Below are 23,614 nucleotides of genomic sequence, written 5' to 3' on the forward strand. Positions count from 1 at the left end.
ATAATATGTTTTCTGAATAAAGTCCCGATGCATGATCATCAGGACTTCAGTACGTAGAAGATATATAAAAAAGAAATTTAGGGCACAACCCACATCGACATGAAATCATCTACTTTCATGGTTGCCAGTGTATTTGTATCACTCATTGCCTGCATAATCCGCTCTACTCTATCAGCAGAAAATCGTGTGTTCAGGTTCTTTTCAAATTTTGACAACAAGACAGGAATACCTTCGTCACGTCGTCGTTTATGCCCTATGGGATATTCGACCGTAATTAATTCGCTTTCCGTGCCATCTTTGAAAATTATTCTAATACTGTTCGCAATGGATCGTTTTTCGGGATCGTGATATTCACGAGAAAAACGTTCGTTTTCTGTCACATGCATTTTTTCTCGCAATGCATCTATTCTCGGATCTGCTGCGACATCATTTTCATAATGTTCTGCTTTTAAATCACCATATAATAAACCGATTGCCACCATATACTGAAGACAATGATCTCTATCAGCTGGATTATGCAGCACCCCTTGCTTGCTAATAATGCGAATGGCCGATTCATGCGTCACTATATCTATGCGTGTGATTTCATCAAATCTTTGTTCTACAATAGGATGAAGCAAAACCGCACATTCAACAGCGGTTTGCGCATGAAATTCAGCAGGATAAGATAATTTAAATAAAACATTTTCCATAACATAACTGCCGTATGGACGTTGAAATTGAAATATTTTTTTATCAAAAAGGACATCATAGAACCCCCAAGTGGGAACGCTTAATGCACTGGGATAACCCATTTCCCCGGTTTGAGCAATCAATGCCAAGCGAACGGCCCTGGCGGTAGCGTCTCCTGCGGCCCATGATTTCCTTGAACCAGCATTAGGTGCATGCCTATAGGTTCTTAGACTTTGGCCATCTACAAAAACTTGAGATAAAGTTCTTAACATCATGTCCCTATTTGCGCCAAAGAGTTGTGCTGCAACAGCTGCACTGGCGACTTTGACTAGAAAGACATGATCCAATCCAACACGATTAAAGCTATTTTCCAAGGCCAAACAACCTTGTATTTCATGTGCTTTTATCATGGCAGTTAAGACATCCTGCATCAAAATTGGCGCAGTCCCCTTCTTGCAGTTTTGGCGGCACATATAATCAGCAACTGCAAGAATGGCGCCCAGGTTATCTGAAGGATGCCCCCACTCTGCCGCAAGCCATGTGTCATTAAAATCGAGCCATCGTATCATAGCACCAATATTGAAAGCTGCCTGTACAGGATCCAGTTCAAATCGTGTTCCAGGAACTCGGGCTCCACCGCTGAGAATTGCTCCAGGAACCACTGGACCTAAAAGTTTAGTACATTCATTAAAATTCAAAGCCAAAATGCCACACCCCAGTGTATCCATAAGGCATAAACGTGCTGTCTCATAAGCTAAAGCGCTATCAATTGTTTTGCTGAGCACATAATCAGCAATATCAATCATAACCTGGTCATAGTCAGGTTTAATGTTGTCTTCTACATAACTGTGCATTATAACCTCTATTTAATCATTTATTATTTATTCATTCATCCAAAGTACTGACGATGAATACTACCCTCTTGATTCAATCGGAGTGAATTTTTGAGGCTCAGGTCCAGTATATTCAGATGTAGGCCTTATTAATTTATTGTTCGCTCTTTGCTCAAATACATGAGCTGACCACCCGGTAATACGCGACATAACAAAAACTGGTGTAAATAGAAAAGTGGGGATTCCACAATAGTGGTATGCTGACGCACTATAGAAATCCAAGTTAGGAAATAATTTCTTTTCCTTCCACATGACCTCTTCAATTCGTTCTGATACGTGATAAAGCAGAAGATCATTTTTTTCCTCACCCAAACGAAAAGACCATTTTTTAATAATGTCGGAGCGTGGATCACTGGTTGTGTAAACACGATGACCAAATCCCATAATCAATTTTTTATTATCCAGCATTTTCTTTAATTCCGTTTCGGCTTGCTCGGGACTATTGAACCCTTCTATAAGTTCCATTGCCGCCTCGTTCGCCCCTCCATGCAAAGGTCCTCGTAAGGTTCCAATAGCACTTGTTATTGCAGAATAAAAATCAGCCAGTGTTGCGGCAGTAACTCGTGCAGCAAACGTAGAAGCGTTGAATTCATGCTCTGCATAGAGAATCAAAGACACATTCATCATCTGAGCCTCTAATTTACTTGGCTTTCGTCCATGTAACAAAGATAGAAAATGAGCGCCAGTGGTCTCTTCATCGCTCAAACCAGAAATGTCTTTATTATGAAAATGCCAAGCATACCAGTAGCACATCATTCCAGGGAATAAGGCAATTAATCGGTTACCGATATCATATTGTTGTGAGAAATTTTCTTCAGGCTCAATAGTACCCAAGAAAGAACAGCCAGTTCTCAATACATCCATTGGATGGGTATCTTTAGGAATTAGTTGAAGCACTGTTTTTAACGAACTCGGCAGTTCTCTGAGCCCAACCAGTTTTTTTGTATATTCGTCCAACTCTTTTTGAGTGGGTAACTTCCCATAAAGTAATAAATAGGCTACTTCTTCAAATGTCGCATTTTCTGCCAAATCATCGATTGAATAACCTCTGTAATTTAAACCTTTTCCTGCTAGCCCAACTGTACATATTGCTGACTGTCCAGCAACAACACCGGCTAAACCACCGCTTTTAGCGCTCATTTTCTTCCTCCATCAATTGGTCTAGTTTTTCTTCGTATTGATAATAACCAAGTACCTCATATAATTCTTCCCTGGTTTGCATTTTATCGAGAATAGATTTTTGTGTACCATGATGCAGAATAACCTGGTAGGTTTCTAATGTTGCCTGTGACATTGCTCTGAATGCACTTAATGGATATAGAATCAAAGATACACCTGCCTGGCTTAGTTCCTCTCGATTAAATAAAGGGGTTTTTCCAAATTCTGTAATATTAGCAAGAACTGGGACCTGAATGGACTTGGTAAATGTTTGATACTCCTCTAAACGAGTCATTGCTTCGGGAAATATCATATCAGCCCCTAACTCGATGCAATATAATGCCCTTTCGATTGCAGCACTCATTCCCTCGACAGCATAAGAATCGGTTCTAGCCATAATGACAAAATCCGGATCAAGACGTGCATCAACTGCAGCTTTAATGCGGTCCCCCATTTCTTTTATTGAAACAATGGCTTTATTGGGTCTATGCCCACATCGTTTGGCCAGCACCTGATCTTCAATATGAATGGCGGCGACTCCTGTTTTCTCCATAAGTTTTACTGTTCTGGCAATATTAAATGCATGCCCCCATCCGGTATCTACATCTACGAGAAGAGGTAAAGAACAAGCTTCAGTTATTCTGCGTGCATCCTCAAGAACTTGCGATAAATTGGTCATACCGAGATCGGGTATTCCATAAGAAGCATTTGCCACCCCGGCTCCAGAGAGATAGATTGCTTTAGCCCCAGCAAATTGCGCCAGCATAGCAGAATAAGCATTTATGGTTCCTAAAATAGGTAGCGGTTTGTTTTCATTGATTATATTTTTGAAGGTTTTGCCCATGGATTCTACCATTAGCTGTCACTCCTTGATCTTAATTGATATTAATCCTTGTAGTGTGACGTAAAATACTGTTCCTGATATCGACTCAGGATTTTACAATGCCAACTACAGGTTTAGTATTATGCTCTAATGAGAATTCCATCTCAATCGATTTTAATCTCACTACGGATTATATTTTTTCTTAAAAATCGAGCAGGAGATAAAGCATAATGCAAATTTCTAGGCAAACAACTGATTTCATGATTGATCATTGAAGCAAGCCATTCTGCACATAATGGGATGGTCGTTAGACCTCGTGAGCCAAAACCTGCACAGGCATAAAGACCAGGATAATACGGCCCAGCTTGCGCTATCCAACGTTTGGCATTCGTTTCTAACCCTATGAATTGATTTACAAATTTTGATGGCTCTGCAATTTGGCCGACAAGGGGGAGATAATCAGGTGTTGATGCCCTAACTCCAGCCCAATGGTTTACTACCTTATCAGACCATAAAACTTCTGGAGCCAGTTGCTTTAACTTAGCCAAATTTTTCAAATCATCCAGATGTTTGGTTTTAGATTCCGATGTTTTTAATTCGAAAGTAGCTCCTACCATGTGATGTCCTTGATTTGCAGGAAGCACATGTCCATCGCCACAAATGGGTAATTTTAAACGTTCACTTTGATCGGTTACGGGAACGGTTGTCATTTGACCGCGTATGGGTTTAACAGGCAAATATTGGGTTTCATCGAATGAGTTGATTTTAGGACCATTAGCCAAAATAAGTACGTTCGTTTCTATACCATTTACTATCCATTGATTTTCATAATTCAATTGATTTACTGAAGTTTGTGTTCTTACAGAAATTCCCTCTCGATTTATTAAAAATTTGCATAATTCTGGTGAATTAATCCAACCAGATAGAGGAAGAAACAAACCGGACATGGCGATGGGCAATCCTGCTAGTTTTGATGCTTGTTCAGGGTCTACAAGCAAACCCAACTCAGGATAATGATCTAACCATTGTTGCAAACTCCCCTGATTGGCTATTTCTTTATCCGAATAGGAAAGCAATAATGAACCGCAGAGTTGGCCAATATTTCTCTTGTCTAAAATATTTTTATAAGTTCGTGCAGCAAATAAATAAGCGCTTAACATAAATTGAGTTAAAGGTGAATTGTAAGCAGAAAGTTTCGGAAACAAGACTGCTTGCTGATTCGCAGAACCGGCACAACCCACCTGGTTTAACTCTTCAAGAATAGTGATTTTCCACCCTCTCTTATTGAGTGCATAAGCTGTAAAACAACCTGCCAAACCACCTCCTACTATAACAGCGGTTTGGTTATATTTTTTTCCAGATGTTCCAATATGCCAAGGTGTATGGCGTTTGCCTGCATTTTGGATGTTTTTTTTTGTAAACCGGGCACAAATCATATGGCGCTTGGCTCCAAAACCCTTTCTTTTTTCAACAGTAAATCCATTCTGGGTTAAACTGTTTCTTACGGATCCTGCAGCAGAATATGTCGCTAGAGTAGTCTTGTCTTCTTTAGATAACATAGCAATTACTTTAACCAATGCTTCAGACCACATGCTCTTATTTTTAGATGGTGAGAATCCATCTAGAAACCAGGCATCAATAAATGCGGTTCTAAGCTGACTTTCAAGATTTGATTCCCCGCAAATTAACAGTTGTTCATAGCAATCTAATACATCACCCAGCATTAATGTTAAAGATATCCTGCCCTCACAAAATGACAGATGATGGAAGCCAGGAGTCAATACTGGATAATTTTCTATTAGTTGTTGTGCTTCTACTTTTAATTGAGGCCAGAAACTAAGACTTTTAATTAAATCATCAAGCGATAGAGGATGTTTTTCGCAAGAAATAAAATGTAATTGACTGGATTTAGGGGCATATTGTTCCCATAAACGCCATACAACTAGAAAATTTAAACCTATTCCGAAACCTGTTTCCGCTATGGTGAATTTTGTTGGTTCATCCAAAGGCAATAATTGCCAGCGTTTGATGAGATCATTCCCACCTACAAATACGTAAAGGGCTTGATCTACTCCCCCATCTGAGGAATGGTAAATATCCTGATACTGCTTAGAAAATGGGAGGTTATCATGCCAAATCAACTCTGCCTTTTTTATAGGTACAAAAAAGTTACTCACATGCTACCACTCGATTCGTAGCCATCCGCTTGGCTTCTTGTACTTCATGTAACTTTTTTTCATGAATAAGCTCCCTCAGTTTTGGAACCAGAATGAAAAGAATTACTGAAGAAATTATTGCAAATAAGCCTAATAATAAAAATACCTGGCTATATCCACTATTTGTCACTAAAGGTGACACACTCTCTTGTCCTTTAATCATTAAATTAGAGCTGTAGCTGGAGAGTGTTGCTCCCACACCTGTATTCAACATCCACATCCCCATCATAATACCCTGCAGTGATGGCGGAGCCAAATACCCAATCATAGCATACCCAATGGGCGATATTAAAAGCTCACCAATACTTTGCAAAATATAACTCATGAGAATCCAACTGGGATTTACTAAACCTTCATAGTTCGCATAAGTAATTCCAATAGGTAGGATTACGAAGGCAATTCCAATAAAAAACAACGCCAAGGCGAATTGAGTAGGAATATTCACCTGAACTCCATTTTTTCGCATTTTATGTAGCATTATTCCTAACAAAGGACCTCCTATCACAATGGCCACTGTATTAATATTTTGGAACCATTGAGGAGGGATAACCCAGTGACCAAAATCACGCTGAACATTGTGATCAATAAACACAGTAAGGCCCATAGGAGCAATTTGATAAAGCATCCAGAACACGGTTCCTACTATCATAAACGCTGCAAAGGCTACTATTTTATTTCTTGCCTCTCTGGTTTCTTGTTGTCTTGCTAAATATAAAATAAAGCCTAACATGATGATACCTGTCATGATCACCAGTTTATTAGCCCAGTCAGCATATTGGAGTAGCTGGCTTAAAAATATAGGGAGCACTAATATGAAAAACACACCTGTCAATGCAGCCCTTTTCTGGGAGTTTTTATCTTTTTTTGAAAAAATGGTATCTTTATCCGACAATTGCTGCCAACAATATAGGCAAATAATCAACGCAATCAAATTACCCAAACTACTAAGTAGAAAAAGACGCTCATAATTTTGCGTCAATTGAAATATGCCACTTAAGCTGAAACCGACAAAAAAACCGATATTCATTCCGGCATAATTCATGAGAAATGCAGTTTCTCTCCTTGTATCTTCAGGAGCAAATCGTTGAGTTAACATACAGTTTAAACAAGTTACATTTAAACCAGATCCCGTTAAGAAAGCAGCCAGTCCATAATATAAAAAGGAGACTTCCCCAAAGGACAATAGAATACACCCGATAGTTTGAGCTATCATTCCTGCACAAAATAAAGCACGATTTGAGAGTAAACGTCCTCCCCAAAAGCCTCCCAGCAAATGCAGTCCAAAATTAAAAGCAATAAAAACCCCCATAATACTGTTGGCTGAGCTTATTTGGATTCCTAGGCGGCCCTCCATGTATAAAACAAGCGTTGAATAAAGCACACTAAAGCTTAAGGTGGATACGATCTGAATAAAAAAAAGAGGTATAATTCCTTGAGGCATCGAATGTAGGAATTCCTTTTTGTTTGTCCTTATCGACATCATACGACTTCCTTGTAAAAGAACGTTTTTGACTATGACATGTGAAAAAAACACTGTCTAGAGGGTAGTAAAAATAAATTTTTTAATTGTTTATTTTCAAGAACTTACATTAAAAATAGTCCTTGTAATTCAATCAGTGCACCGGAACTACAAAGGACTTAAAATTTTGTCAATTATTTGATTGGATTTGTCCTAAAATTTTTTCAGCAGCTGTTTGCGTCTTAAGAATTTCAGCATCTCCATGAGCACTAGAAACAAATCCTGCCTCATACATCGATGGAGCAAAATAGACACCCTGCTGCAACATGCCATGATAAAATTTTTTAAATAATGCCTCATCAGATGAAGCAACATCAGCATAATCTGTAATGCGTTTTTTTTCTGTAAAGCAAAAGCCAAACATTCCTCCAAGTGAAGCGGTAAAAAATGGAATCTTATAGGTCTCCGCTACAGAAGCCAAAGCTTGAGTTAATGCTTGGGTTGTATTACTAAGTGCATCAAAGAATCCCGGCTTTTCTATTTCAGACAGAGTGGCTAGCCCGGCAGCCATTGCTAGAGGATTACCTGATAGTGTACCTGCTTGATATACAGGACCTTCCGGTGCCAAAAAGGACATAATTTCGGCTCTACCGCCTAAAGCCCCCACGGGCATACCACCGCCGATCACTTTACCAAGAGTCGTAATGTCGGGAGTAATTCCAAATATTCCTTGAGCTCCGGTTAAGCCGACTCGAAAACCAGTCATCACCTCATCAAATATTAATAAAGTTTTATACTGATCGCATAATTGACGTAAGCCATTTAAAAATTGCGGTTCAGGTAAAACGAATCCCATATTTCCTGCAACTGGCTCTAGTATAACAGCAGCGATTTCTTCAGGAAATTTTTCAAACAGTTGGGCTGTTTGTTCCAAATCATTAAAATTGGCGGTTAAAGTATGCTCCGTAACACTTTGAGGTATTCCTGGTGTAGACGGAATACCCAATGTAAGAAGGCCAGATCCAGCCTTGACCAACAAACTATCACTATGACCATGATAGCATCCATTAAATTTAATGAATTTATTTTTTTTAGTCACGCCACGCGCAAGTCTAATCGCGGTCATTGTCGCTTCTGTACCTGAATTAACCATTCGTATTTTTTCAATAGAAGGAATTAATGAAATTATTTTTTCAGCCAGTTGTAATTCAAGTTCTGTCGGCGCTCCGAAGCTCATACCACTATGAAGTACTTTGGTGACGGACTCAATCACTGTTGGATGACAATGTCCTAATATTAAGGGTCCCCAAGATCCGACATAATCAATGTATTCCTTATTATCAGCATCAATAAGATAAGCGCCCTTTCCTTGTTTAAAAAAAATGGGATAACCACCCACTCCTTTAAATGCCCGCACTGGAGAATTAACACCTCCAGGAATAAGTGCTTGCGCTTGATGGAATAAATCGGTTGATCGGGTCATAAAAATCTCCATAAATTTTGCGATATGATACTACAGAGATTCATAAAAATCGGCAAAAAAATTGGTTTATCTTTACATCAAGCACTACAATAGCTAAATTAGCCCCTTTTGAACGGGTATTATCATGCAAGAATTTAAAAAATACATTTGTGTCATTTGCGGTTTTATATATGATGAAGCTGAAGGTTGGCCTGAAGATGGGATCGAACCAGGTACACGTTGGGAAGATGTGCCAGAGAATTGGTTCTGTCCAGATTGCGGTGCTGGTAAAGAAGATTTTGATATGGTTGAGATGGAATAAAGGGATAGCTTCCATTGTCTTTGGCTGGAAACATCTTACAATTTAGTGAATCCATCAATAAAAAGTTCATTATCTTGGGTTCTGTTCTATTGCATAACCCAAGTTAAATCATGGTTTTACTACAACCAGAATAACTATTCCTATGAGTAATAAAGTAGGAATTTCATTATAGAAACGGAAAAAGCGATCATTATTTTGGTTTTTATCCTGTGCAAATATTTTTAAATAGTGTCCACATAGTAGGTGATAAATCCATAAAACAATGACTAGAGCCAACTTCGCATGCATCCAACCTGCCTTTATATAATAGGAGGGATTATAACTGAACAGCCAAATACCCAATAAAGTTGTTAAAATCGCCGCAGGCCAGGTTATAGCATAGTAAAGTTTTCTTTCCATTATTTTAAATCGGGAAATGCTGATCTCATCATGGGTATCAGCATGGTAAACAAATAAGCGGGGTAAATAGAACAAACCGGCAAACCAAGCAACCAACGCTATGATATGGAAGGATTTTACATACAACATCATTATTTTCCTTTTTTATTACTTTTTTTACTTTTTCTGGAACGTTTTACTAAATTTAAAGACTCTACACCCAAAGAAAATCCCATGGCAAAATAAATATAACCTCTTGGAATATGGAAGGAAAATCCATCTGCAACCAATACCATGCCAATAAGAATTAAATAACTCAGTGCCAGCATCTTTACGGTGGGATGTTCTTTAATGAAAGCGCTAACTACTTCACTGGCGAAAATCATAATAAGAATAGCACAAGTAATTGCGACAGCCATAACCCAGAAGTGTGATGTCAGTCCTACCGCAGTTAATACACTATCTAATGAGAAAATTATATCCATTATAGCAATTTGAATAATGACACTACGAAATGTTGCTTTAGCTGTCTGTGTAAGATTTTTATCAGTTATTACCAGATCCTGTGTCACATCCTGGTGGATTTCCTCTGTTGCTTTCCAAATTAAAAATGCTCCTCCAGCCATAAGAAATAAATCTCGTGTTGAAAAGGAAAATTGAGCTACCGAAAATAATGGTCTCGTTAATTTTATTAAATCCACTGCTACAGCCAATAAAATTAAACGCATAACCCAGGATAAAGTAAGCCCCCATCTTCTGGCTTTTTTCCTTTGAGTTACAGGGAGTTTTTCTGACAGAATGGATAATATAACCAAATTGTCAATTCCTAAAACAATTTCCAATATAATCAATACGATTAAGCCTACTGAAATATCTAAAAATTCCATCTATTCCCCAGATTTCATCAATGATTAAAGTACATGATATAACGTTAATTTATGTATTATCTATATCTTTATTAAAAAACTTATTGCTAAGGTTTCCATGGAGAATAAGGGGTTTATAAAGCAAATGATTCACTTTATTATTTTGCTTCTATATAATATGTATGTTTCATTAATATTGTGAGATATAGAGATCATCAAATTTATTAAAAAGCTATTAAAGAAAAACAGGGCACATGTGCAACCTGTTGCTTCAGCTTATATCATACCCAGGAACAAACATTCCATCTCCAAGGCGGATATTAGTAGCAATGCGCTCAAAGTACTTAACCGCTTAATTGGTGCTGGATTTCAGGCATACATTGTAGGTGGAAGTGTCAGGGATCTCTTACTGCATAAGTCCCCTAAAGACTTTGATGTCGCAACAAATGCCACTCCAAATCAAGTTAAAAGCTTATTTCGGAACGGACGTATCATTGGGCGTCGATTCAAGCTGGTGCATATACTTTTTCATCGCGAAATCATTGAAGTTGCCACATTTAGAGGGCATGCTGCGGTAGATGAAAGCCAACAAATCAATGAACGAGGGATGTTGGTACGAGATAATGCCTATGGTTCTCTGGACGAGGATGCGTGGAGACGCGATTTCACGATAAATTCTCTTTACTACAATATCAGTGATTCTTCCATCATAGATTTCACTGGCGGCGTAAGAGATGTTGAAGAAAAACTCATTCGCATGATTGGTGATCCCATAAAACGTTATCAGGAAGATCCTGTACGTATGCTCCGCGCCATTCGATTTAGTGCCAAATTGAATTTTAAACTTGCCCCAGAGACAGAATCGCCTTTTCCTGAGATAAGTCATCTAATTACTCATGTTTCCAGTTCTCGTTTATTCGATGAAATGACTAAATTATATCAATGTGGGAATGCAGTAACCGCGCAAAGGTTGTTAATGCAATATGGCTTATTTCAGCATTTATGCCCTCAAACCAATCAATTATTAAACTGTGACTATCCAGTTAATGCCTTATTAGCTATTGCTCTTGAGAATACCGATACGCGGATTCATGAAGAAAAACCTGTAACGCCTGCGTTTTTATTTGCTGTTTTATTGTGGTTCCCTATGATTGAATGTTCTAAGGAACTACAAAAGAGTGGAATAGATCCCCTTCCTTCTATAGAAAAGGCAATGTCTATCGTCATTGCAGAACAAAATCAAATTATTGCGATTCCCAAACGCTATACTCAAATAATGCGGGAAATCTGGTTATTGCAGTACCGCTTTGCAAAGAGACTCGGAGGAAGGGCATTTAATCTTTTACAACATCCTCGCTTTAGAGCAGCGTATGATTTTATGGCATTACGTGCTCTTGCCGGAGACGAAACAATGGAATTAGCTCAGTGGTGGACTGCATTCCAGGATGCTGACGAAACAGAAAAAACTAATATGGTTGCAGCATTAAAACCCGATGTGCCAAAACGAAAAAGACGCCGCAAGCCAAAAGGCATTAAAGTGAGTGATGATGCCCAATGAACTTATGTTATTTAGGCCTCGGTTCAAACCAAAAAGTCCCGGAACGTCAAATTAGAACAGCGATTAAATCCCTCAAAGCATTACCATGTACCACGGTCACAAAAGTTTCTTCATTTTACTGGAATAAAGCTTGGGGTTTACTTGGACAGCAAGATTTTTGTAATGCAGTAATAGAACTTATAACACGGCTCCCACCTGCAAAATTATTAAATGCTTGTTTAAATATTGAAAAAAATCAAGGACGTATTCGGAGAAAGCATTGGGGTCCTCGAATTATTGATATTGATATTTTATTTTATGGGGATCAAATGATTCATACGAAAAATCTCATAATACCTCATCCACACATCCAATCACGAGATTTTGTATTAGTTCCTTTAAAGGAACTAAATCCTGATTATTCAAAATAATGAAGTATCAATTCCTTTTATTCAATAAAAAAAACAAATGACCGCTTCAAATCAAAAATGAACCCATGTGGGCATTCAATCTTTAAAAATATAAATTTTATTGAAATGAATTCTTCTTGAGTAATCCAGAAATCTTTAAAATCTTGTTGTCTCATTTATTACCTATTTTAAAATTTAAAATAGGTACTTATTAAGGAATCTACTATTATTTACAATAATAACTCTAATAAATGAGGATGCTATGTATAAGAATATATTATTTGCAACCGATCTACTAAAAGAGCACAATCATTTAACAGAAAAAGCAATTTCTATTGCAAAACAATTTCATGCCAAACTCTACTTGTTGCATGTGATTGAACTTCCTGCAAGTTTTCAATTAGCCCAAGGGCTTGGGTTTGCTGAGTTAGCAAATCCTGCAAAAGATGATGCTCAAACTGTCCTATCTTTAATCGGTGAAAATTTTAACATTCCACGCGAACAACAATTTGTCGAAGTAGGCTCAGTAAAAGATCATATTTTTAATAAAGTTAAGGAACTAAATTGCCAGCTCATTGTGATTGGTAGCCATTCCGCTGCAGGACTCCATGGCTTTTTTAGCAGTACAGCACATACTGCAGACAATCATGCTCCTTGCGATGTGTTAACTTTACACCTTTAAGATATTTATTTGCATTTAAGGATGGATTATGCAAATTACTTTTCTTGGCGCCACCAGGACTGTAACCGGTTCTAAATATCTTTTATCCTTTAAAGAAAAAAATATATTGATAGATTGCGGCCTTTTTCAAGGCCCTTCCGAATTATGCGAAAAAAATTGGCAACCTCTTCCTTTCAAACCTTCTACTTTAGATGCGGTAATACTCACACATGCCCATATAGATCACCGCGGCTATTTACCTTTATTAGTTAAAAACGGTTTTTCTAATCCAATTTTTTGTACCTATGGCACTAAAGATCTATGTAGCCTATTATTGCCAGACAGTGCACATTTACAGGAAGAAGATGCGAAACATGCCAATGAGCATCGCCACTCTTACCCTAGTTTTTCTCCTTTATATCATGTCTCAGATGCGGAAAATGCATTAAAATTAATGCAACCCCAACCTTATAGCAAAATAATAAACTTAGGTACAAAATTAAGGGCTCAATTAATTCCAGCGGGACATATCATTGGTTCATCCCTAATTAAATTGCAGTATCATAATCAATCAATCCTGTTCACAGGTGATCTCGGCAGATTAAATGACCCCGTAATGAAAAAACCTAATAAAATAAACAAAATTGATTATCTGGTCATAGAATCAACCTATGGTGATCGTCTACACGAACAGGAACCTTCCAAGCTGACTTTAAAAAATATTATTAATAAAACAATACAAAGAGGTGGGTCAGTCATTATTCCCGCATTTGCAGTGGGACGTTCACAAACTTTATTACATTGCCTTTCTGAACTTAAAAAAGAAAAATCAATTCCAGATATTCCCATCTATTTAGATAGTCCCATGGCGATTAACGCCACACATATTTTGTTTCAGCACATGGATGAACTCAGATTGTCAAAAGATTTATGCCGGGAACTTTTTGACGTTGCAATCTATGTGCGTGATGTAAAGGAATCAATTCAGCTCGATAGGAACAAAGAACCCAAAATTATTCTTTCTGCGAGTGGCATGGTCTCTGGAGGTCGTATTCTATTCCATGTTAAGGAGTACGCCCCTGATCCTTGCAATACGATATTATTTACCGGTTTCCAATCTGCAGAAACATTGGGCGCGGAAATACTTTCTGGGAAAAAGTTCGTCGAAATTCATGGCAGTTTGGTTCCAATTAATGCACATGTTGAATCAATTGGCAGTATCTCAGCACATGCAGATTATAGTGAGATACTGACATGGCTCAATGAATTCCAAGAGCCGCCAAGAAAAACCTTTATTACACATGGTGAATTAAATGCTTCATTTTCTCTAAAAAATAAAATTGAAACCCAGCTGGGATAGCAGTGTTTCGTTCCCGAGTATGAACAGAAAGAGTCGCTATGAGCAAATTTCATTCAACCTTAACGCTTAAATTTCTGGGAATTAATACCTATAAAGAGCCTGTCATTTACATGCGTGACGATTGCCATATTTGTAAATCGGAAGGATTTACTGCCCAGACTCGAGTTCGAGTGATTCTTAATGATCGTTCTATTGTTGCTACTCTGAATACCATTGAAACCAATCTATTAAGACATGATGAGGCAAGCTTATCCAACTATGCCTGGACACTTCTTTCTGCCAAAGAAGGTGATAAAATTTCGGTCATTCATCCAAAACCACTTGATTCGTTAAGTTATATACGATCAAAAATTTATGGAAATGAGTTAACAGCTGACCAAACAAACAATATTATTCATGACATTGTCACGGGGCAACTTTCTGATATTAATATCGCGATGTACATCGCTGCGAGTGGCGGAGAGCGATTTTCCAAAAAAGAAGTGATAGATCTCACACGCGCGATGGTATGCTCAGGTCAACAATTAACATGGGAAAATTCATTCATTGTTGATAAACATTCTGTAGGTGGGTTACCTGGAAACCGTACAACCCCTATTATTGTCCCAATTATTGCAGCTTTTGGCTTGGTAATCCCCAAAACATCTTCCCGTGCCATTACCTCACCAGCAGGAACGGCAGATACCATGGAAGTTTTTACTAAAGTTGATTTAAGTATCAATGAGATGAAAAAAGTTGTCGAACAAGAGAATGGTTGTCTTGTTTGGGGTGGATCGATGGCATTGAGTCCAGCAGATGAGCTGCTCATACGAATCGAAAGGACTGCAAATATAGATAGTGAAGGACAAATGGTTGCTTCAATTTTATCAAAAAAAATTGCAGCAGGTTCAAACCATCTCGTTATTGATATTCCAATAGGAACAACAGCAAAAGTTCGTTCTATTGAAAAAGCGAATTCATTAAAAAAATTATTGGAGGAAGTGGCAGCAGAATTTCGTATTAAAATAAAAGTTATATTCAGTGATGGCTCACAACCGGTAGGCCGTGGGATAGGGCCTAATCTTGAGGCGCTTGATGTTTTATCCGTTTTGAAATGCGACAAACAAGCACCTCAAGATTTAAGAGAGCATGCATTAGAATTAGCAAGCCATATCATAGAGTTTTCCCCTCTTGTTTCGCCTGGAGAAGGACACTCTATTGCTACGCATCTTCTCGAGAGTGGCAAAGCATTAGCTAAATTTGAAGCAATCTGCAAAGCTCAAGGCGGCTTACGTGAGATTAAAAAAGCATCAGTTACCCACACCATTGAATCGAAGGAATCGGGAATCATTATAAATGTAGATAATCGGATTATTTCCCAAATAGCCAAATTAGCAGGCGCACCCAAATCCAAAGCAGCCGGTGTCGAACTTTTAACGCCCTTACACTCCATTGTTAAAAAAGGCCAACCTCTTTTTAAAATTTATTCAGAAACTCGAAGCGAACTCAATTATGCACTTGATTTTTTAAAAGAAGGTCGTGAGTTATTTCAAATTGAGGCCAGTTCATGAAGCAAAATTCAATTATTTTTCCATTTTTTGGGAATGAAAAACTGACATTTTCTCTTCAAAGAAAAATGGGCTCTGAATTAGGTAAAATTAAAATTCATCAATTTCCTGATGAAGAAATTTTAATAGAAATTAAATCTGATGTAAGAAATCGAATTGTTCTCTTAGTTGCAAATTTAGCGCGTCCTAATTCGAAAATACTCCCTCTGATATTTGCAGCGAAAACAGCACAGTCTCTTGGTGCCGCCAAAATTATTTTATTAGCTCCTTATCTTCCCTATATGCGTCAAGATAAAATATTCAATCCAGGAGAAGGCATTACTTCCGCATATTTTGCTCAATTAATTTCCTCATCTTTTGACAGATTAATTACTGTTGATCCACACTTACATCGATGGAACCATTTAAATTCAATTTATACCATACCTTACAAAGTACTCCATGCGTCTAATGACATTGCTTTATGGATTCACAAACATGTTTCCATGCCCCTTCTCATAGGTCCTGACTCTGAAAGTGCTCAATGGATTGAAGAAATTGCAAAAAAAACTAAAGCACCGTTTACCATTTTGTTAAAAAATAGGCAGAATGCTGAGCATGTAGAAATTTCCCTACCTGAACTAAATCAATACGCTACCAACACACCCGTTCTTATTGATGATATTATTTCTACAGGTGGGACAATGTTAGAAACATTAAAGCATTTAAATCAAGTAAAAATGGCACCTGCTGTTTGTATTGGAATCCATGGGATTTTTTCTGGGAACGCTTATCAAAAGCTATTAGATTATCATCCTGCTCAGATTATTACCTGTAATACGATTCCACATAAATCCAATAAAATTGATATAAGCCAGTTAGTCTTTGATTATTTGCACCAATGGAAAGATATCAATGAATAATAAATTCCAACTTAATATTATTAAAGCTTCGGGAGAAAGAGTTCCTTTTGATCCTCAACGTATCTATTTATCTTTAAAAAGAGTTGGAGCAGATGAAACACTGATTAACAAAATTATAAGCCAAGTGTCAAAATCTCTTATTGAAGGAATGACAACACATGAGATATACCGTATTGCTTTTAATCTTCTAAGACAGGAATCCAAAAGTCTTGCTGGAAAGTATCATTTGAAAAGAGCAATCATGCAGCTTGGATTATCAGGATACCCATTCGAAAAATTTGTTGCGGAGATCATGCGCCATCAAGGTTTTCATGTAAGCACCAATCAATTGATTAAAGGCTACTGCGTCACTCACGAAGTGGATATCGTTGGAGAACGACATAAAGAACATGTTTTTGTTGAGTGTAAATACCATAACCGCTTAGGTCTCTCTTGTGATGTAAAAATTAGTTTGTATATTAGATCCAGATTTCTTGATATCGAGCAATCATATACTAAAAAACCAGGGGAAGAACTTAAAGGTTGGCTGGTCACAAATACTCGTTTTACACCTGATGCAATTCAATATGGAGAATGCGCGGGATTATATCTCATAGGTTGGGATTATCCACAAAATGGAAGCTTGAAAGAATTGATTGAATTTTCTGGTCTTTATCCAATTACCTGTATAACAAACCTTACAAAGGCCGAGATAGATATTCTACTGGGACAAAATGTACTCTTGTGCAAGACTGTCAGTGAGGACCCAAATGTTTTGAAAATCTTAAATATTGGAACTGAGCGAAGGAAACACATCCTTAACCAGGCTCGAAAATTATATAATTTGAAATGACTTAAAATAGCCACTTTTTTCAAAATATTATCAGTAAACCAATAATTATTTAATTATGATTCAATGTATTAATCAAAGATTTCTCTATACATAACGTGGATTAATAAAAAATAAATTATTGTATTATTTTTTATTTTTTGCTCTTTTTTTAACATGGCTCATTAATCTTCGTTTCTTATTTACCTGCCGTTGAGATAATTTGGTTTTTTTATTAGCAAAAGGATTTGTACCCCCTTTAAATTCCAATTTTAGAGGTGTTCCCACTAATCCTAAATGTTTTATAAACTCATTATTGAGATATCTTTTATAACTATCAGGTAAATCAGCTAACTGATTTCCATGAATGACGATTACAGGAGGATTGTGGCCGCCTAGATGAGCATACCGCAATTTAATTCTGCGCCCATTGACACATGGAGGTGTGTGTTTCACACTAATGTCTTGTAATAAACGCGTTAATCTTGGGGTTGAAAAAGATTGGATGGCGGAAGCATAAGCTTCATTGATGTCTTTAAATAAACCACCTACCCCGCTTCCGTGGAGCGCAGATATAAAACGAATTTTTGCAAAATCTGCAAAATGTAATCTTCTCGACAATTCGCTTTTTACTTTTTCTTTGTGCTCTTCATCCAAACCATCCCATTTATTCACTGCGATCACGAGTGCCTTACCCGATTCGATAATGAAACCCAGTAAGTTCATGTCTTGATCAGTGATCCCTTCCCTTGCATCTATTAATTGTAAGCATACATTTGATTCTTCAATCGCTTTGAGTGTCTTAATTACGGAGAATTTTTCAATTTTTTCGTCTATACGGGATTTTCTGCGGACACCAGCCGTATCAACCAAAATATAATGTTGATTGTCTCGAATAAATGGAATTTCAATACTGTCCCTAGTCGTTCCAGGCATATCATAAACAACAACTCTTTCTTCACCTAAAATTCGATTGATTAAAGTAGATTTTCCAACATTGGGTCGACCAGCAAAGGCAATTTTTATAGCATTATCATCATGCGATTCTTCAACTTGAGGTGGAAACATAGATAAAACATTATCGAGCAATGTTTTAATTCCACTTCCATGTGAAGAAGAAATGGAATGAATATCTGTAATTCCTATAGCATGAAATTCAGCACAAGCCACATCATCGTCTAGATCTTCCGTTTTATTGACTACAAGATGGACTTTTTTCCCCAATTTACGTAAATTTGAAGCTATCTTTTCATCAACTCCAGTCAAACCCGATCGCCCATCTACTAAAAATAGAACCACATCCGCTTCGTTGAGGGCTATCTCTGATTGTTTGGACATTAAATTATCAACAGCAATATCATCGACGCCGATACCACCAGTATCTACCACAATATAGTTTTTATCGTGATGTACCGCTTGGCCATATTGTCTATCGCGAGTTAACCCAGGAAAATCAGCAACAAGGGCATCTTGTGTCTTTGTTAATCGATTAAATAAAGTAGATTTGCCTACATTAGGACGCCCTACAAGTGCAATCACTGGAACCATTATTAACTCACCGATAATTGATTAAGCGTTCCATTGTCTGTTAATACATATAACTTCCTTCCTGTCACACTAGGAGAAATACTAACACCGCCTGAAACTTTTGAACGGGCGATAATCTCACCAGTTTGAGCATCTATAAAATGTAAATAGCCAGTTTTATCGCCAACTACTAAATCATTTTTTACGAAAGCAGGTTCCGTTAATATTCTTGCTTTTAATCCAGTTTGTTTCCAATTGACCTGGCCATTACGTTTATCAATAGACCATACAACATCATTACTATCAGTAACATACAAATTATTTCCTTTAAGGACCATATTTTTGTAAACAGAGCTGGGTTTTTTCCAAATAAACTGGCCATCGGTTAAAGACATTGCACCGATGTAACCTTGGTAACTTGCTAAATAAACGATATTATTTTCCACAATCGGATCTGCATCTATATCAACTAATCTTTCGACGTCACTTGGACCTGATGCATAAGCAATACTACGTTGCCACATTACCCGACCAGTTTTTGCATCAAAGGCATCCAGTTTTCCATCCGAGAAACCAATCAAAATCAGATTACCCATAGCAATAGGAGAAGAACTGGCTTTCAAGATTAAACTGGGTGAACCATGCTCTGCCATCCATATTTGTTTCCCATCTGCTGCATTAAATGCATATACTCTACCGTCGATTGTCTTTACGATTACCTTTCCAGCTAGAATAGCAGGTGGTGATAAAATTTCTCCGGTCACTTTAGCTTGCCATAATTTGCTACCGTTATTTCCATTAAGTACAACTAATGAAGAGTTGTTGGTACCCACAGCAATATAGCCACCCGATACAACAGGTCCACTGACTAAACCATGTTTTAAGGGTGTCGACCATTTGATATGCCCATCATGCTTATGTATGGCTTGAACTAACCCGCTAACATCTGCAGTATAGATAACTCCTTTTTGCACGACAGGTTTCAGTCTTAAATATTCTTTATTTTTTGATGACTTACCTGCAGTTGCAGTCCAGTTCTGCTCTACTTTTATTTTATCACTAATTTGCTTGAGTTCTTTTGGCTTGGGGGTGTTATCTTTGCCCAACATGTAATCATCAAGCTTGGAACATCCCTGAATTAAGACACAGAAAATTAAAAAAAATAATTTCACTTTCATGAAAATTAAACCTCAATTGTTACTAAATATAAATAAAATTCTCTAACCAAAATATATTGAAAAACATAAAATAATTAGTCCTTAAGATACCCTATCAAGCAGACTCTACCTTTTTACTTCCAGAGATCATAGAATGTGATTTACTCGCTATCTGATTGGTTTTCATTTCTAAAAATAGATTACCCATTCCGTTATTTTTTACTTCATCTAAAGCCATTTTATAAGAATTCATCGCTTCTTCATATTGACCGGTGGCTCCATAGATATCCCCTTTTAGTTCATTGATGACTGGTAAATAAGTATCATCATCAATACTCCCGAGTTCTTTAAGGGCATTGGTATACGATTTTTCTGCCGCAAGAATACGTGCCAAACGAATTTTTGCAATTTGTTTTAAAGCGGGCATTTTACTATTTGTGGCAACCGATTTTAGCTCTTCTGTAGCTTTATCTAATTTATTTTTGGATACATGGATTTTAGCCAAAGTCATATGCGCTGCATCTGCATAAACAGTACGATTGTGTTGATTGATTAATTCATTGGCATAGGCTCTTACCGCTTTATTGTTGTGGTTTGAAAGAGCCACCATCATTTGCTCGAAAGCAACGGAAGCCTGTTGTGTCACTTTCTCTTGGTGCCAATGCAAATAACGATATCCTGCAATACTAAAGAGGATAATAGACAGTATCACAGTAACAATATTGCCATACTGTTTCCACCATTTTTTTATCGATTCAAGCTGTTCCTCTTCAGTCATATAAGTTGACATAACATTCTCCTACACTCATTCCAAAAAATTTTTCAAGGTCTGATTAATCTGATCCTGATTCACTGTGATTTGTTCCATTTCGCTGCGTAAGTCTTTAATACTAATTTGATCATGAGCCATTTCATCTTCGCCCAATATTAAAGCGAAGCGTGCTCCGCTTTTATCTGCTTTTTTAAATTGGCTTTTAAAACTACCGCCAGCAGTATTTACCAGTACGTCGATATGCGGATAGGCATTTCGTATCCCTTCAGATATGCCGAGAGCCTTCATCATGGCTTCATCATTAATCGCAATTATGAAAATTGTATTTTTTCTACTTTCTTGTTTCAGAAGATCTAGCGTTTCCAAAAGCAGATATATCCTTTCGATACCTAAAGCAAACCCCACTGCAGGAGTTGGGTTGCCTCCCAATTGTTCGACTAGAATATCGTACCGTCCTCCAGCACAAACAGTTGCTTGGCTGCCTAATTTATCAGTTACCCATTCAAATACAGTATGTCCATAGTAATCAAGACCCCTTACCAAAACGGGGTTAATGACATATGGAACTTGCAATGAATCTAAACCTTTGCAAAATAATTCAAAATGTGAACGGCTTTTTTCTTCTAGAACATCAAGTAACTTGGGTGCATTGGCCAATAATTGTTGCATGTCCGGGTTTTTACTATCTAAAACACGTAAGGGGTTTCTAGTTAGCCTGCGTTTGCTGTCTTCGTCCAATTGACTTTCATGATCCATTAGATACTCTACCAGAATCTTTCTATAACGCTGCCGCTCTGACATTTCTCCTAAAGTATTTATTTGTAATTGAACAAAATCTGCAAATCCTAATTGTTCCCAAAATTTACGGCATATAGAAATTAACTCCAACTCAATCATGGCACCAGACATTCCAAATGCCTCCACCCCTAATTGATTGAATTGTCGATATCGCCCCTTCTGAGGCCTTTCATGTCGAAACATTGGTCCCATGTACCACAATTTTTGCTGTTGATTATGTAAGAGCCCATTTTGCAAGCATGCTCGAACGCATCCCGCTGTACCTTCCGGCCTTAAAGTGATGCTGTCACCATTCAAATCATTGAAAGTGTACATTTCTTTTTCCACGATATCGGTAACTTCGCCTATTGTTCGCTTAAAAAGTTGGGTACTCTCAATTAGAGGGAAACGTATTTCCTGATAGCCATAACAAGTTAATATATTAATGAAAGTCTTCTCGATAAAACGCCATATTGCCGTTGTATCCGGCAATATATCATTCATTCCTCGTATTGCTTGAATTCTCTCAGTCACCTACTTTCTCCAAAGGTGACATTTCTGGTTTCGGATTTAATAATGATTGCATTTTTGATATATCCGTCAGTTTGAGCTCTTTTGTTTCAATTGATGCTGGTGTTTGGTTTAAAGACAAATCAACCGGAGCTTTTTTGGTGGTAAATACCTGCTGCATGTCTCGATTTTTTTGCCACCATACACCCACAGCCACAATAACGCCTAAGGCAAACAAAATGGTAAACCAGCGAATGATATGCTCTGCTTTGTGAGATTCACGCTTACTTTGTTGCCATAATAAAGCACGATCCGACTTCTTCTCAACAACAAATTGTTCGTTGAATATAGCTAAATAAGGCTCGGGGGAAGTACCTAATAATTTTGCATAAGCGCGCAAATATCCTTTTACAAATACTGGTTCAGGCAATAAATGAAATTCATTATTTTCGATTAATTCAATAATCCGTGCCCGTAAATGTAATTTATTGGCAACATACTCCACTGTATACCCTTTTTGTTGGCGTATATTGGCAAGTTGTTCGCCTGGATTATTATCGTTTTCCGCAGTAATCTCATCCAGTGTGGTTGTTGTATTCATTATTTACTCCACTATTATCGACATTGGAATTCAAATTATTGATGCTTTGTTCATATTCTGCAGCCAAGGTGTTTTGTCCCACTTTAACTGATATATCCTTGGCTAAAGATAACAATATTTTGTCATTTATAATTAAATCAGAGTGCTTTTGTAATAATGCAAAAGCTTCTGAATCATGACCGTTCTTGGTTTCAAGTTTTAATAACTCATAAAAAGAAACTCTTCGCGATGGGTCTTGATTTAATGCTTTCGATAAATATACCTTAGCCTTTTCTTCATCAGGAACGGATAGAGCACAAAGCCCCGCATTTTCGTAAGCTCCAGCAGTATGCACATATTTTATATCATTTACGGCTTTTAAAAAGTAATTCTCCGCTTTTTTATATTGGCCTCGACGACATAAGAATGCACCATAGTTGTTAAGTTGTGCCCCGCCATTTTTTGCCAGAGACAATGCCTTCAAATAGTGCTTTTCTGCCTGATCTAATTCATTTGTTTGTTCAAAATAATATGCCATCGCCGAATTTACATCAGGCGAATTAGGTTCTTGCTCTAGAGCTGTTATGAGCTTCTTTTTTGCTCGTGGCCTATCCCCTTGCTTTAAATAGCCTAGACCTAATTGAACATTATAAGATGCAGCTTTACTCAAATCAGCTTTTTTAAAATTTTGTTTTTCGCTTTTTTCACTATGAACACATGCCTGCAAAAACAGACAGGTCATAACAAATAAGAAATAAAACTTTTTCAACACTATATTCCACACAAAGGTTAGAAATGATTGCGCATTATAACCGCT

Annotated in this window: 22 protein-coding genes; 8 read left to right on the top strand and 14 right to left on the bottom strand. The window is 37.4% G+C overall.

Features of this window, described 5'->3' with window-relative positions:
* Window positions 1-77: 77 nt before the first annotated feature.
* The 6 genes from BU07_RS0110540 to hemL form a co-directional block, all read right to left on the bottom strand.
* Entirely contained in the window at window positions 78-1,526 is a 1,449-nt protein-coding gene (locus BU07_RS0110540) for a bifunctional 2-methylcitrate dehydratase/aconitate hydratase (RefSeq protein WP_031565840.1), read from the bottom strand.
* Between the two features lie 60 nt (window positions 1,527-1,586).
* Window positions 1,587-2,705, bottom strand: a complete 1,119-nt coding sequence (gene prpC / locus BU07_RS0110545) for a bifunctional 2-methylcitrate synthase/citrate synthase (protein WP_031565841.1) — start codon at window positions 2,703-2,705, stop codon at window positions 1,587-1,589.
* On the bottom strand, window positions 2,695-3,579 hold the full coding sequence (gene prpB, locus BU07_RS0110550) for a methylisocitrate lyase (protein WP_031565842.1): 885 nt from the start codon (window positions 3,577-3,579) through the stop codon (window positions 2,695-2,697). Before prpB ends, prpC begins: the two co-directional genes overlap by 11 nt.
* A 131-nt stretch (window positions 3,580-3,710) precedes the next feature.
* Window positions 3,711-5,723: a bifunctional tRNA (5-methylaminomethyl-2-thiouridine)(34)-methyltransferase MnmC2/FAD-dependent 5-carboxymethylaminomethyl-2-thiouridine(34) oxidoreductase MnmC1 gene (gene mnmC / locus BU07_RS0110555; protein ID WP_031565843.1), complete on the bottom strand. Its 2,013-nt coding sequence runs from the start codon at window positions 5,721-5,723 to the stop codon at window positions 3,711-3,713.
* On the bottom strand, window positions 5,716-7,242 hold the full coding sequence (locus BU07_RS0110560; protein ID WP_031565844.1) for a peptide MFS transporter: 1,527 nt from the start codon (window positions 7,240-7,242) through the stop codon (window positions 5,716-5,718). The genes mnmC and BU07_RS0110560 overlap by 8 nt, the downstream gene beginning before the upstream one ends.
* 169 nt (window positions 7,243-7,411) lie before the next feature.
* Window positions 7,412-8,704, bottom strand: a complete 1,293-nt coding sequence (gene hemL, locus BU07_RS0110565; protein ID WP_031565845.1) for a glutamate-1-semialdehyde 2,1-aminomutase — start codon at window positions 8,702-8,704, stop codon at window positions 7,412-7,414.
* Between the two features lie 124 nt (window positions 8,705-8,828).
* Here hemL and BU07_RS0110570 point away from each other — a divergent pair, with 124 nt between their 5' ends.
* Window positions 8,829-9,005, top strand: coding sequence for a rubredoxin (locus BU07_RS0110570; RefSeq protein WP_031565846.1), 177 nt, complete (start codon window positions 8,829-8,831; stop codon window positions 9,003-9,005).
* A gap of 108 nt (window positions 9,006-9,113) precedes the next feature.
* On the opposite strand, the gene hemJ is transcribed toward BU07_RS0110570, so the two are convergent.
* Window positions 9,114-9,533 (bottom strand): protoporphyrinogen oxidase HemJ, encoded by a 420-nt coding sequence (hemJ, locus tag BU07_RS0110575; RefSeq protein WP_031565848.1) that lies wholly within the window; start codon window positions 9,531-9,533, stop codon window positions 9,114-9,116.
* 2 nt (window positions 9,534-9,535) lie between these two features.
* The gene (locus BU07_RS0110580; RefSeq protein ID WP_031565850.1) at window positions 9,536-10,270 is read right to left on the bottom strand and encodes a TerC family protein; all 735 of its coding nucleotides are present in this window, start codon (window positions 10,268-10,270) and stop codon (window positions 9,536-9,538) included.
* Window positions 10,271-10,505: 235 nt separating this feature from the next.
* On the opposite strand from BU07_RS0110580, the gene pcnB reads away from it, so the two are divergent.
* From pcnB to BU07_RS0110620, 7 genes are all read left to right on the top strand, one after another.
* Window positions 10,506-11,807, top strand: coding sequence for a polynucleotide adenylyltransferase PcnB (pcnB, locus tag BU07_RS0110585; RefSeq protein ID WP_031565852.1), 1,302 nt, complete (start codon window positions 10,506-10,508; stop codon window positions 11,805-11,807).
* Window positions 11,804-12,217: a 2-amino-4-hydroxy-6-hydroxymethyldihydropteridine diphosphokinase gene (folK, locus tag BU07_RS0110590; protein ID WP_031565853.1), complete on the top strand. Its 414-nt coding sequence runs from the start codon at window positions 11,804-11,806 to the stop codon at window positions 12,215-12,217. The genes pcnB and folK overlap by 4 nt, the downstream gene beginning before the upstream one ends.
* Before the next feature lie 241 nt (window positions 12,218-12,458).
* Entirely contained in the window at window positions 12,459-12,878 is a 420-nt protein-coding gene (locus tag BU07_RS0110600) for a universal stress protein (protein WP_031565855.1), read from the top strand.
* A gap of 28 nt (window positions 12,879-12,906) precedes the next feature.
* On the top strand, window positions 12,907-14,217 hold the full coding sequence (locus BU07_RS16780) for an MBL fold metallo-hydrolase RNA specificity domain-containing protein (protein WP_035899104.1): 1,311 nt from the start codon (window positions 12,907-12,909) through the stop codon (window positions 14,215-14,217).
* A 38-nt stretch (window positions 14,218-14,255) separates the two neighbouring features.
* Window positions 14,256-15,767, top strand: coding sequence for a thymidine phosphorylase family protein (locus BU07_RS0110610; RefSeq protein ID WP_031565857.1), 1,512 nt, complete (start codon window positions 14,256-14,258; stop codon window positions 15,765-15,767).
* Window positions 15,764-16,666 carry a ribose-phosphate diphosphokinase gene (locus BU07_RS0110615; RefSeq protein WP_031565859.1) on the top strand — a complete coding sequence of 301 codons (903 nt, stop codon included), beginning with the start codon at window positions 15,764-15,766 and terminating at the stop codon, window positions 16,664-16,666. Before BU07_RS0110610 ends, BU07_RS0110615 begins: the two co-directional genes overlap by 4 nt.
* Window positions 16,659-17,498: an ATP cone domain-containing protein gene (locus BU07_RS0110620; RefSeq protein ID WP_031565861.1), complete on the top strand. Its 840-nt coding sequence runs from the start codon at window positions 16,659-16,661 to the stop codon at window positions 17,496-17,498. The genes BU07_RS0110615 and BU07_RS0110620 overlap by 8 nt, the downstream gene beginning before the upstream one ends.
* A 123-nt stretch (window positions 17,499-17,621) precedes the next feature.
* Here the strand turns inward: BU07_RS0110620 and der are convergent, their stop codons facing one another.
* From der to pilW, 6 genes are all read right to left on the bottom strand, one after another.
* Entirely contained in the window at window positions 17,622-19,022 is a 1,401-nt protein-coding gene (der, locus tag BU07_RS0110625) for a ribosome biogenesis GTPase Der (protein WP_031565863.1), read from the bottom strand.
* Between the two features lie 2 nt (window positions 19,023-19,024).
* A complete protein-coding gene (gene bamB, locus BU07_RS0110630) occupies window positions 19,025-20,179 on the bottom strand; it encodes an outer membrane protein assembly factor BamB (protein ID WP_031565865.1) in 1,155 nt (384 codons plus the stop codon).
* 94 nt (window positions 20,180-20,273) lie between these two features.
* Entirely contained in the window at window positions 20,274-20,948 is a 675-nt protein-coding gene (locus tag BU07_RS0110635; protein WP_031565867.1) for a YfgM family protein, read from the bottom strand.
* Window positions 20,949-20,963: 15 nt separating this feature from the next.
* Window positions 20,964-22,211 carry a histidine--tRNA ligase gene (hisS, locus tag BU07_RS0110640; RefSeq protein WP_242601871.1) on the bottom strand — a complete coding sequence of 416 codons (1,248 nt, stop codon included), beginning with the start codon at window positions 22,209-22,211 and terminating at the stop codon, window positions 20,964-20,966.
* Window positions 22,212-22,233: 22 nt separating this feature from the next.
* Window positions 22,234-22,818, bottom strand: coding sequence for a helix-turn-helix domain-containing protein (locus BU07_RS0110645; protein WP_031565871.1), 585 nt, complete (start codon window positions 22,816-22,818; stop codon window positions 22,234-22,236).
* Window positions 22,793-23,569 carry a type IV pilus biogenesis/stability protein PilW gene (gene pilW, locus BU07_RS0110650; protein ID WP_031565873.1) on the bottom strand — a complete coding sequence of 259 codons (777 nt, stop codon included), beginning with the start codon at window positions 23,567-23,569 and terminating at the stop codon, window positions 22,793-22,795. Before pilW ends, BU07_RS0110645 begins: the two co-directional genes overlap by 26 nt.
* Window positions 23,570-23,614: the final 45 nt, after the last annotated feature.

The sequence above is a fragment of the Legionella wadsworthii DSM 21896 = ATCC 33877 genome, from assembly GCF_000701265.1.
GTDB lineage: Bacteria > Pseudomonadota > Gammaproteobacteria > Legionellales > Legionellaceae > Legionella > Legionella wadsworthii.

Bases quoted from the DNA above. Each gene is read 5' to 3' on its own strand.
- BU07_RS0110570 (WP_031565846.1), top strand. From the start codon at position 8,829: ATGCAAGAATTTAAAAAATACATTTGTGTCATTTGCGGTTTTATATAT.
- BU07_RS0110645 (WP_031565871.1), bottom strand. From the start codon at position 22,818: ATGAATACAACAACCACACTGGATGAGATTACTGCGGAAAACGATAAT.
- BU07_RS0110620 (WP_031565861.1), top strand. From the start codon at position 16,659: ATGAATAATAAATTCCAACTTAATATTATTAAAGCTTCGGGAGAAAGA.
- prpC (WP_031565841.1), bottom strand. From the start codon at position 2,705: ATGAGCGCTAAAAGCGGTGGTTTAGCCGGTGTTGTTGCTGGACAGTCA.
- prpB (WP_031565842.1), bottom strand. From the start codon at position 3,579: ATGGTAGAATCCATGGGCAAAACCTTCAAAAATATAATCAATGAAAAC.
- BU07_RS0110615 (WP_031565859.1), top strand. From the start codon at position 15,764: ATGAAGCAAAATTCAATTATTTTTCCATTTTTTGGGAATGAAAAACTG.
- bamB (WP_031565865.1), bottom strand. From the start codon at position 20,179: ATGAAAGTGAAATTATTTTTTTTAATTTTCTGTGTCTTAATTCAGGGA.
- BU07_RS0110540 (WP_031565840.1), bottom strand. From the start codon at position 1,526: ATGCACAGTTATGTAGAAGACAACATTAAACCTGACTATGACCAGGTT.
- BU07_RS0110560 (WP_031565844.1), bottom strand. From the start codon at position 7,242: ATGTCGATAAGGACAAACAAAAAGGAATTCCTACATTCGATGCCTCAA.
- folK (WP_031565853.1), top strand. From the start codon at position 11,804: ATGAACTTATGTTATTTAGGCCTCGGTTCAAACCAAAAAGTCCCGGAA.
- hisS (WP_242601871.1), bottom strand. From the start codon at position 22,211: ATGAATGATATATTGCCGGATACAACGGCAATATGGCGTTTTATCGAG.
- BU07_RS0110600 (WP_031565855.1), top strand. From the start codon at position 12,459: ATGTATAAGAATATATTATTTGCAACCGATCTACTAAAAGAGCACAAT.
- hemJ (WP_031565848.1), bottom strand. From the start codon at position 9,533: ATGTTGTATGTAAAATCCTTCCATATCATAGCGTTGGTTGCTTGGTTT.
- BU07_RS0110610 (WP_031565857.1), top strand. From the start codon at position 14,256: ATGAGCAAATTTCATTCAACCTTAACGCTTAAATTTCTGGGAATTAAT.
- der (WP_031565863.1), bottom strand. From the start codon at position 19,022: ATGGTTCCAGTGATTGCACTTGTAGGGCGTCCTAATGTAGGCAAATCT.
- BU07_RS0110580 (WP_031565850.1), bottom strand. From the start codon at position 10,270: ATGGAATTTTTAGATATTTCAGTAGGCTTAATCGTATTGATTATATTG.
- BU07_RS0110635 (WP_031565867.1), bottom strand. From the start codon at position 20,948: ATGTCAACTTATATGACTGAAGAGGAACAGCTTGAATCGATAAAAAAA.
- hemL (WP_031565845.1), bottom strand. From the start codon at position 8,704: ATGACCCGATCAACCGATTTATTCCATCAAGCGCAAGCACTTATTCCT.
- BU07_RS16780 (WP_035899104.1), top strand. From the start codon at position 12,907: ATGCAAATTACTTTTCTTGGCGCCACCAGGACTGTAACCGGTTCTAAA.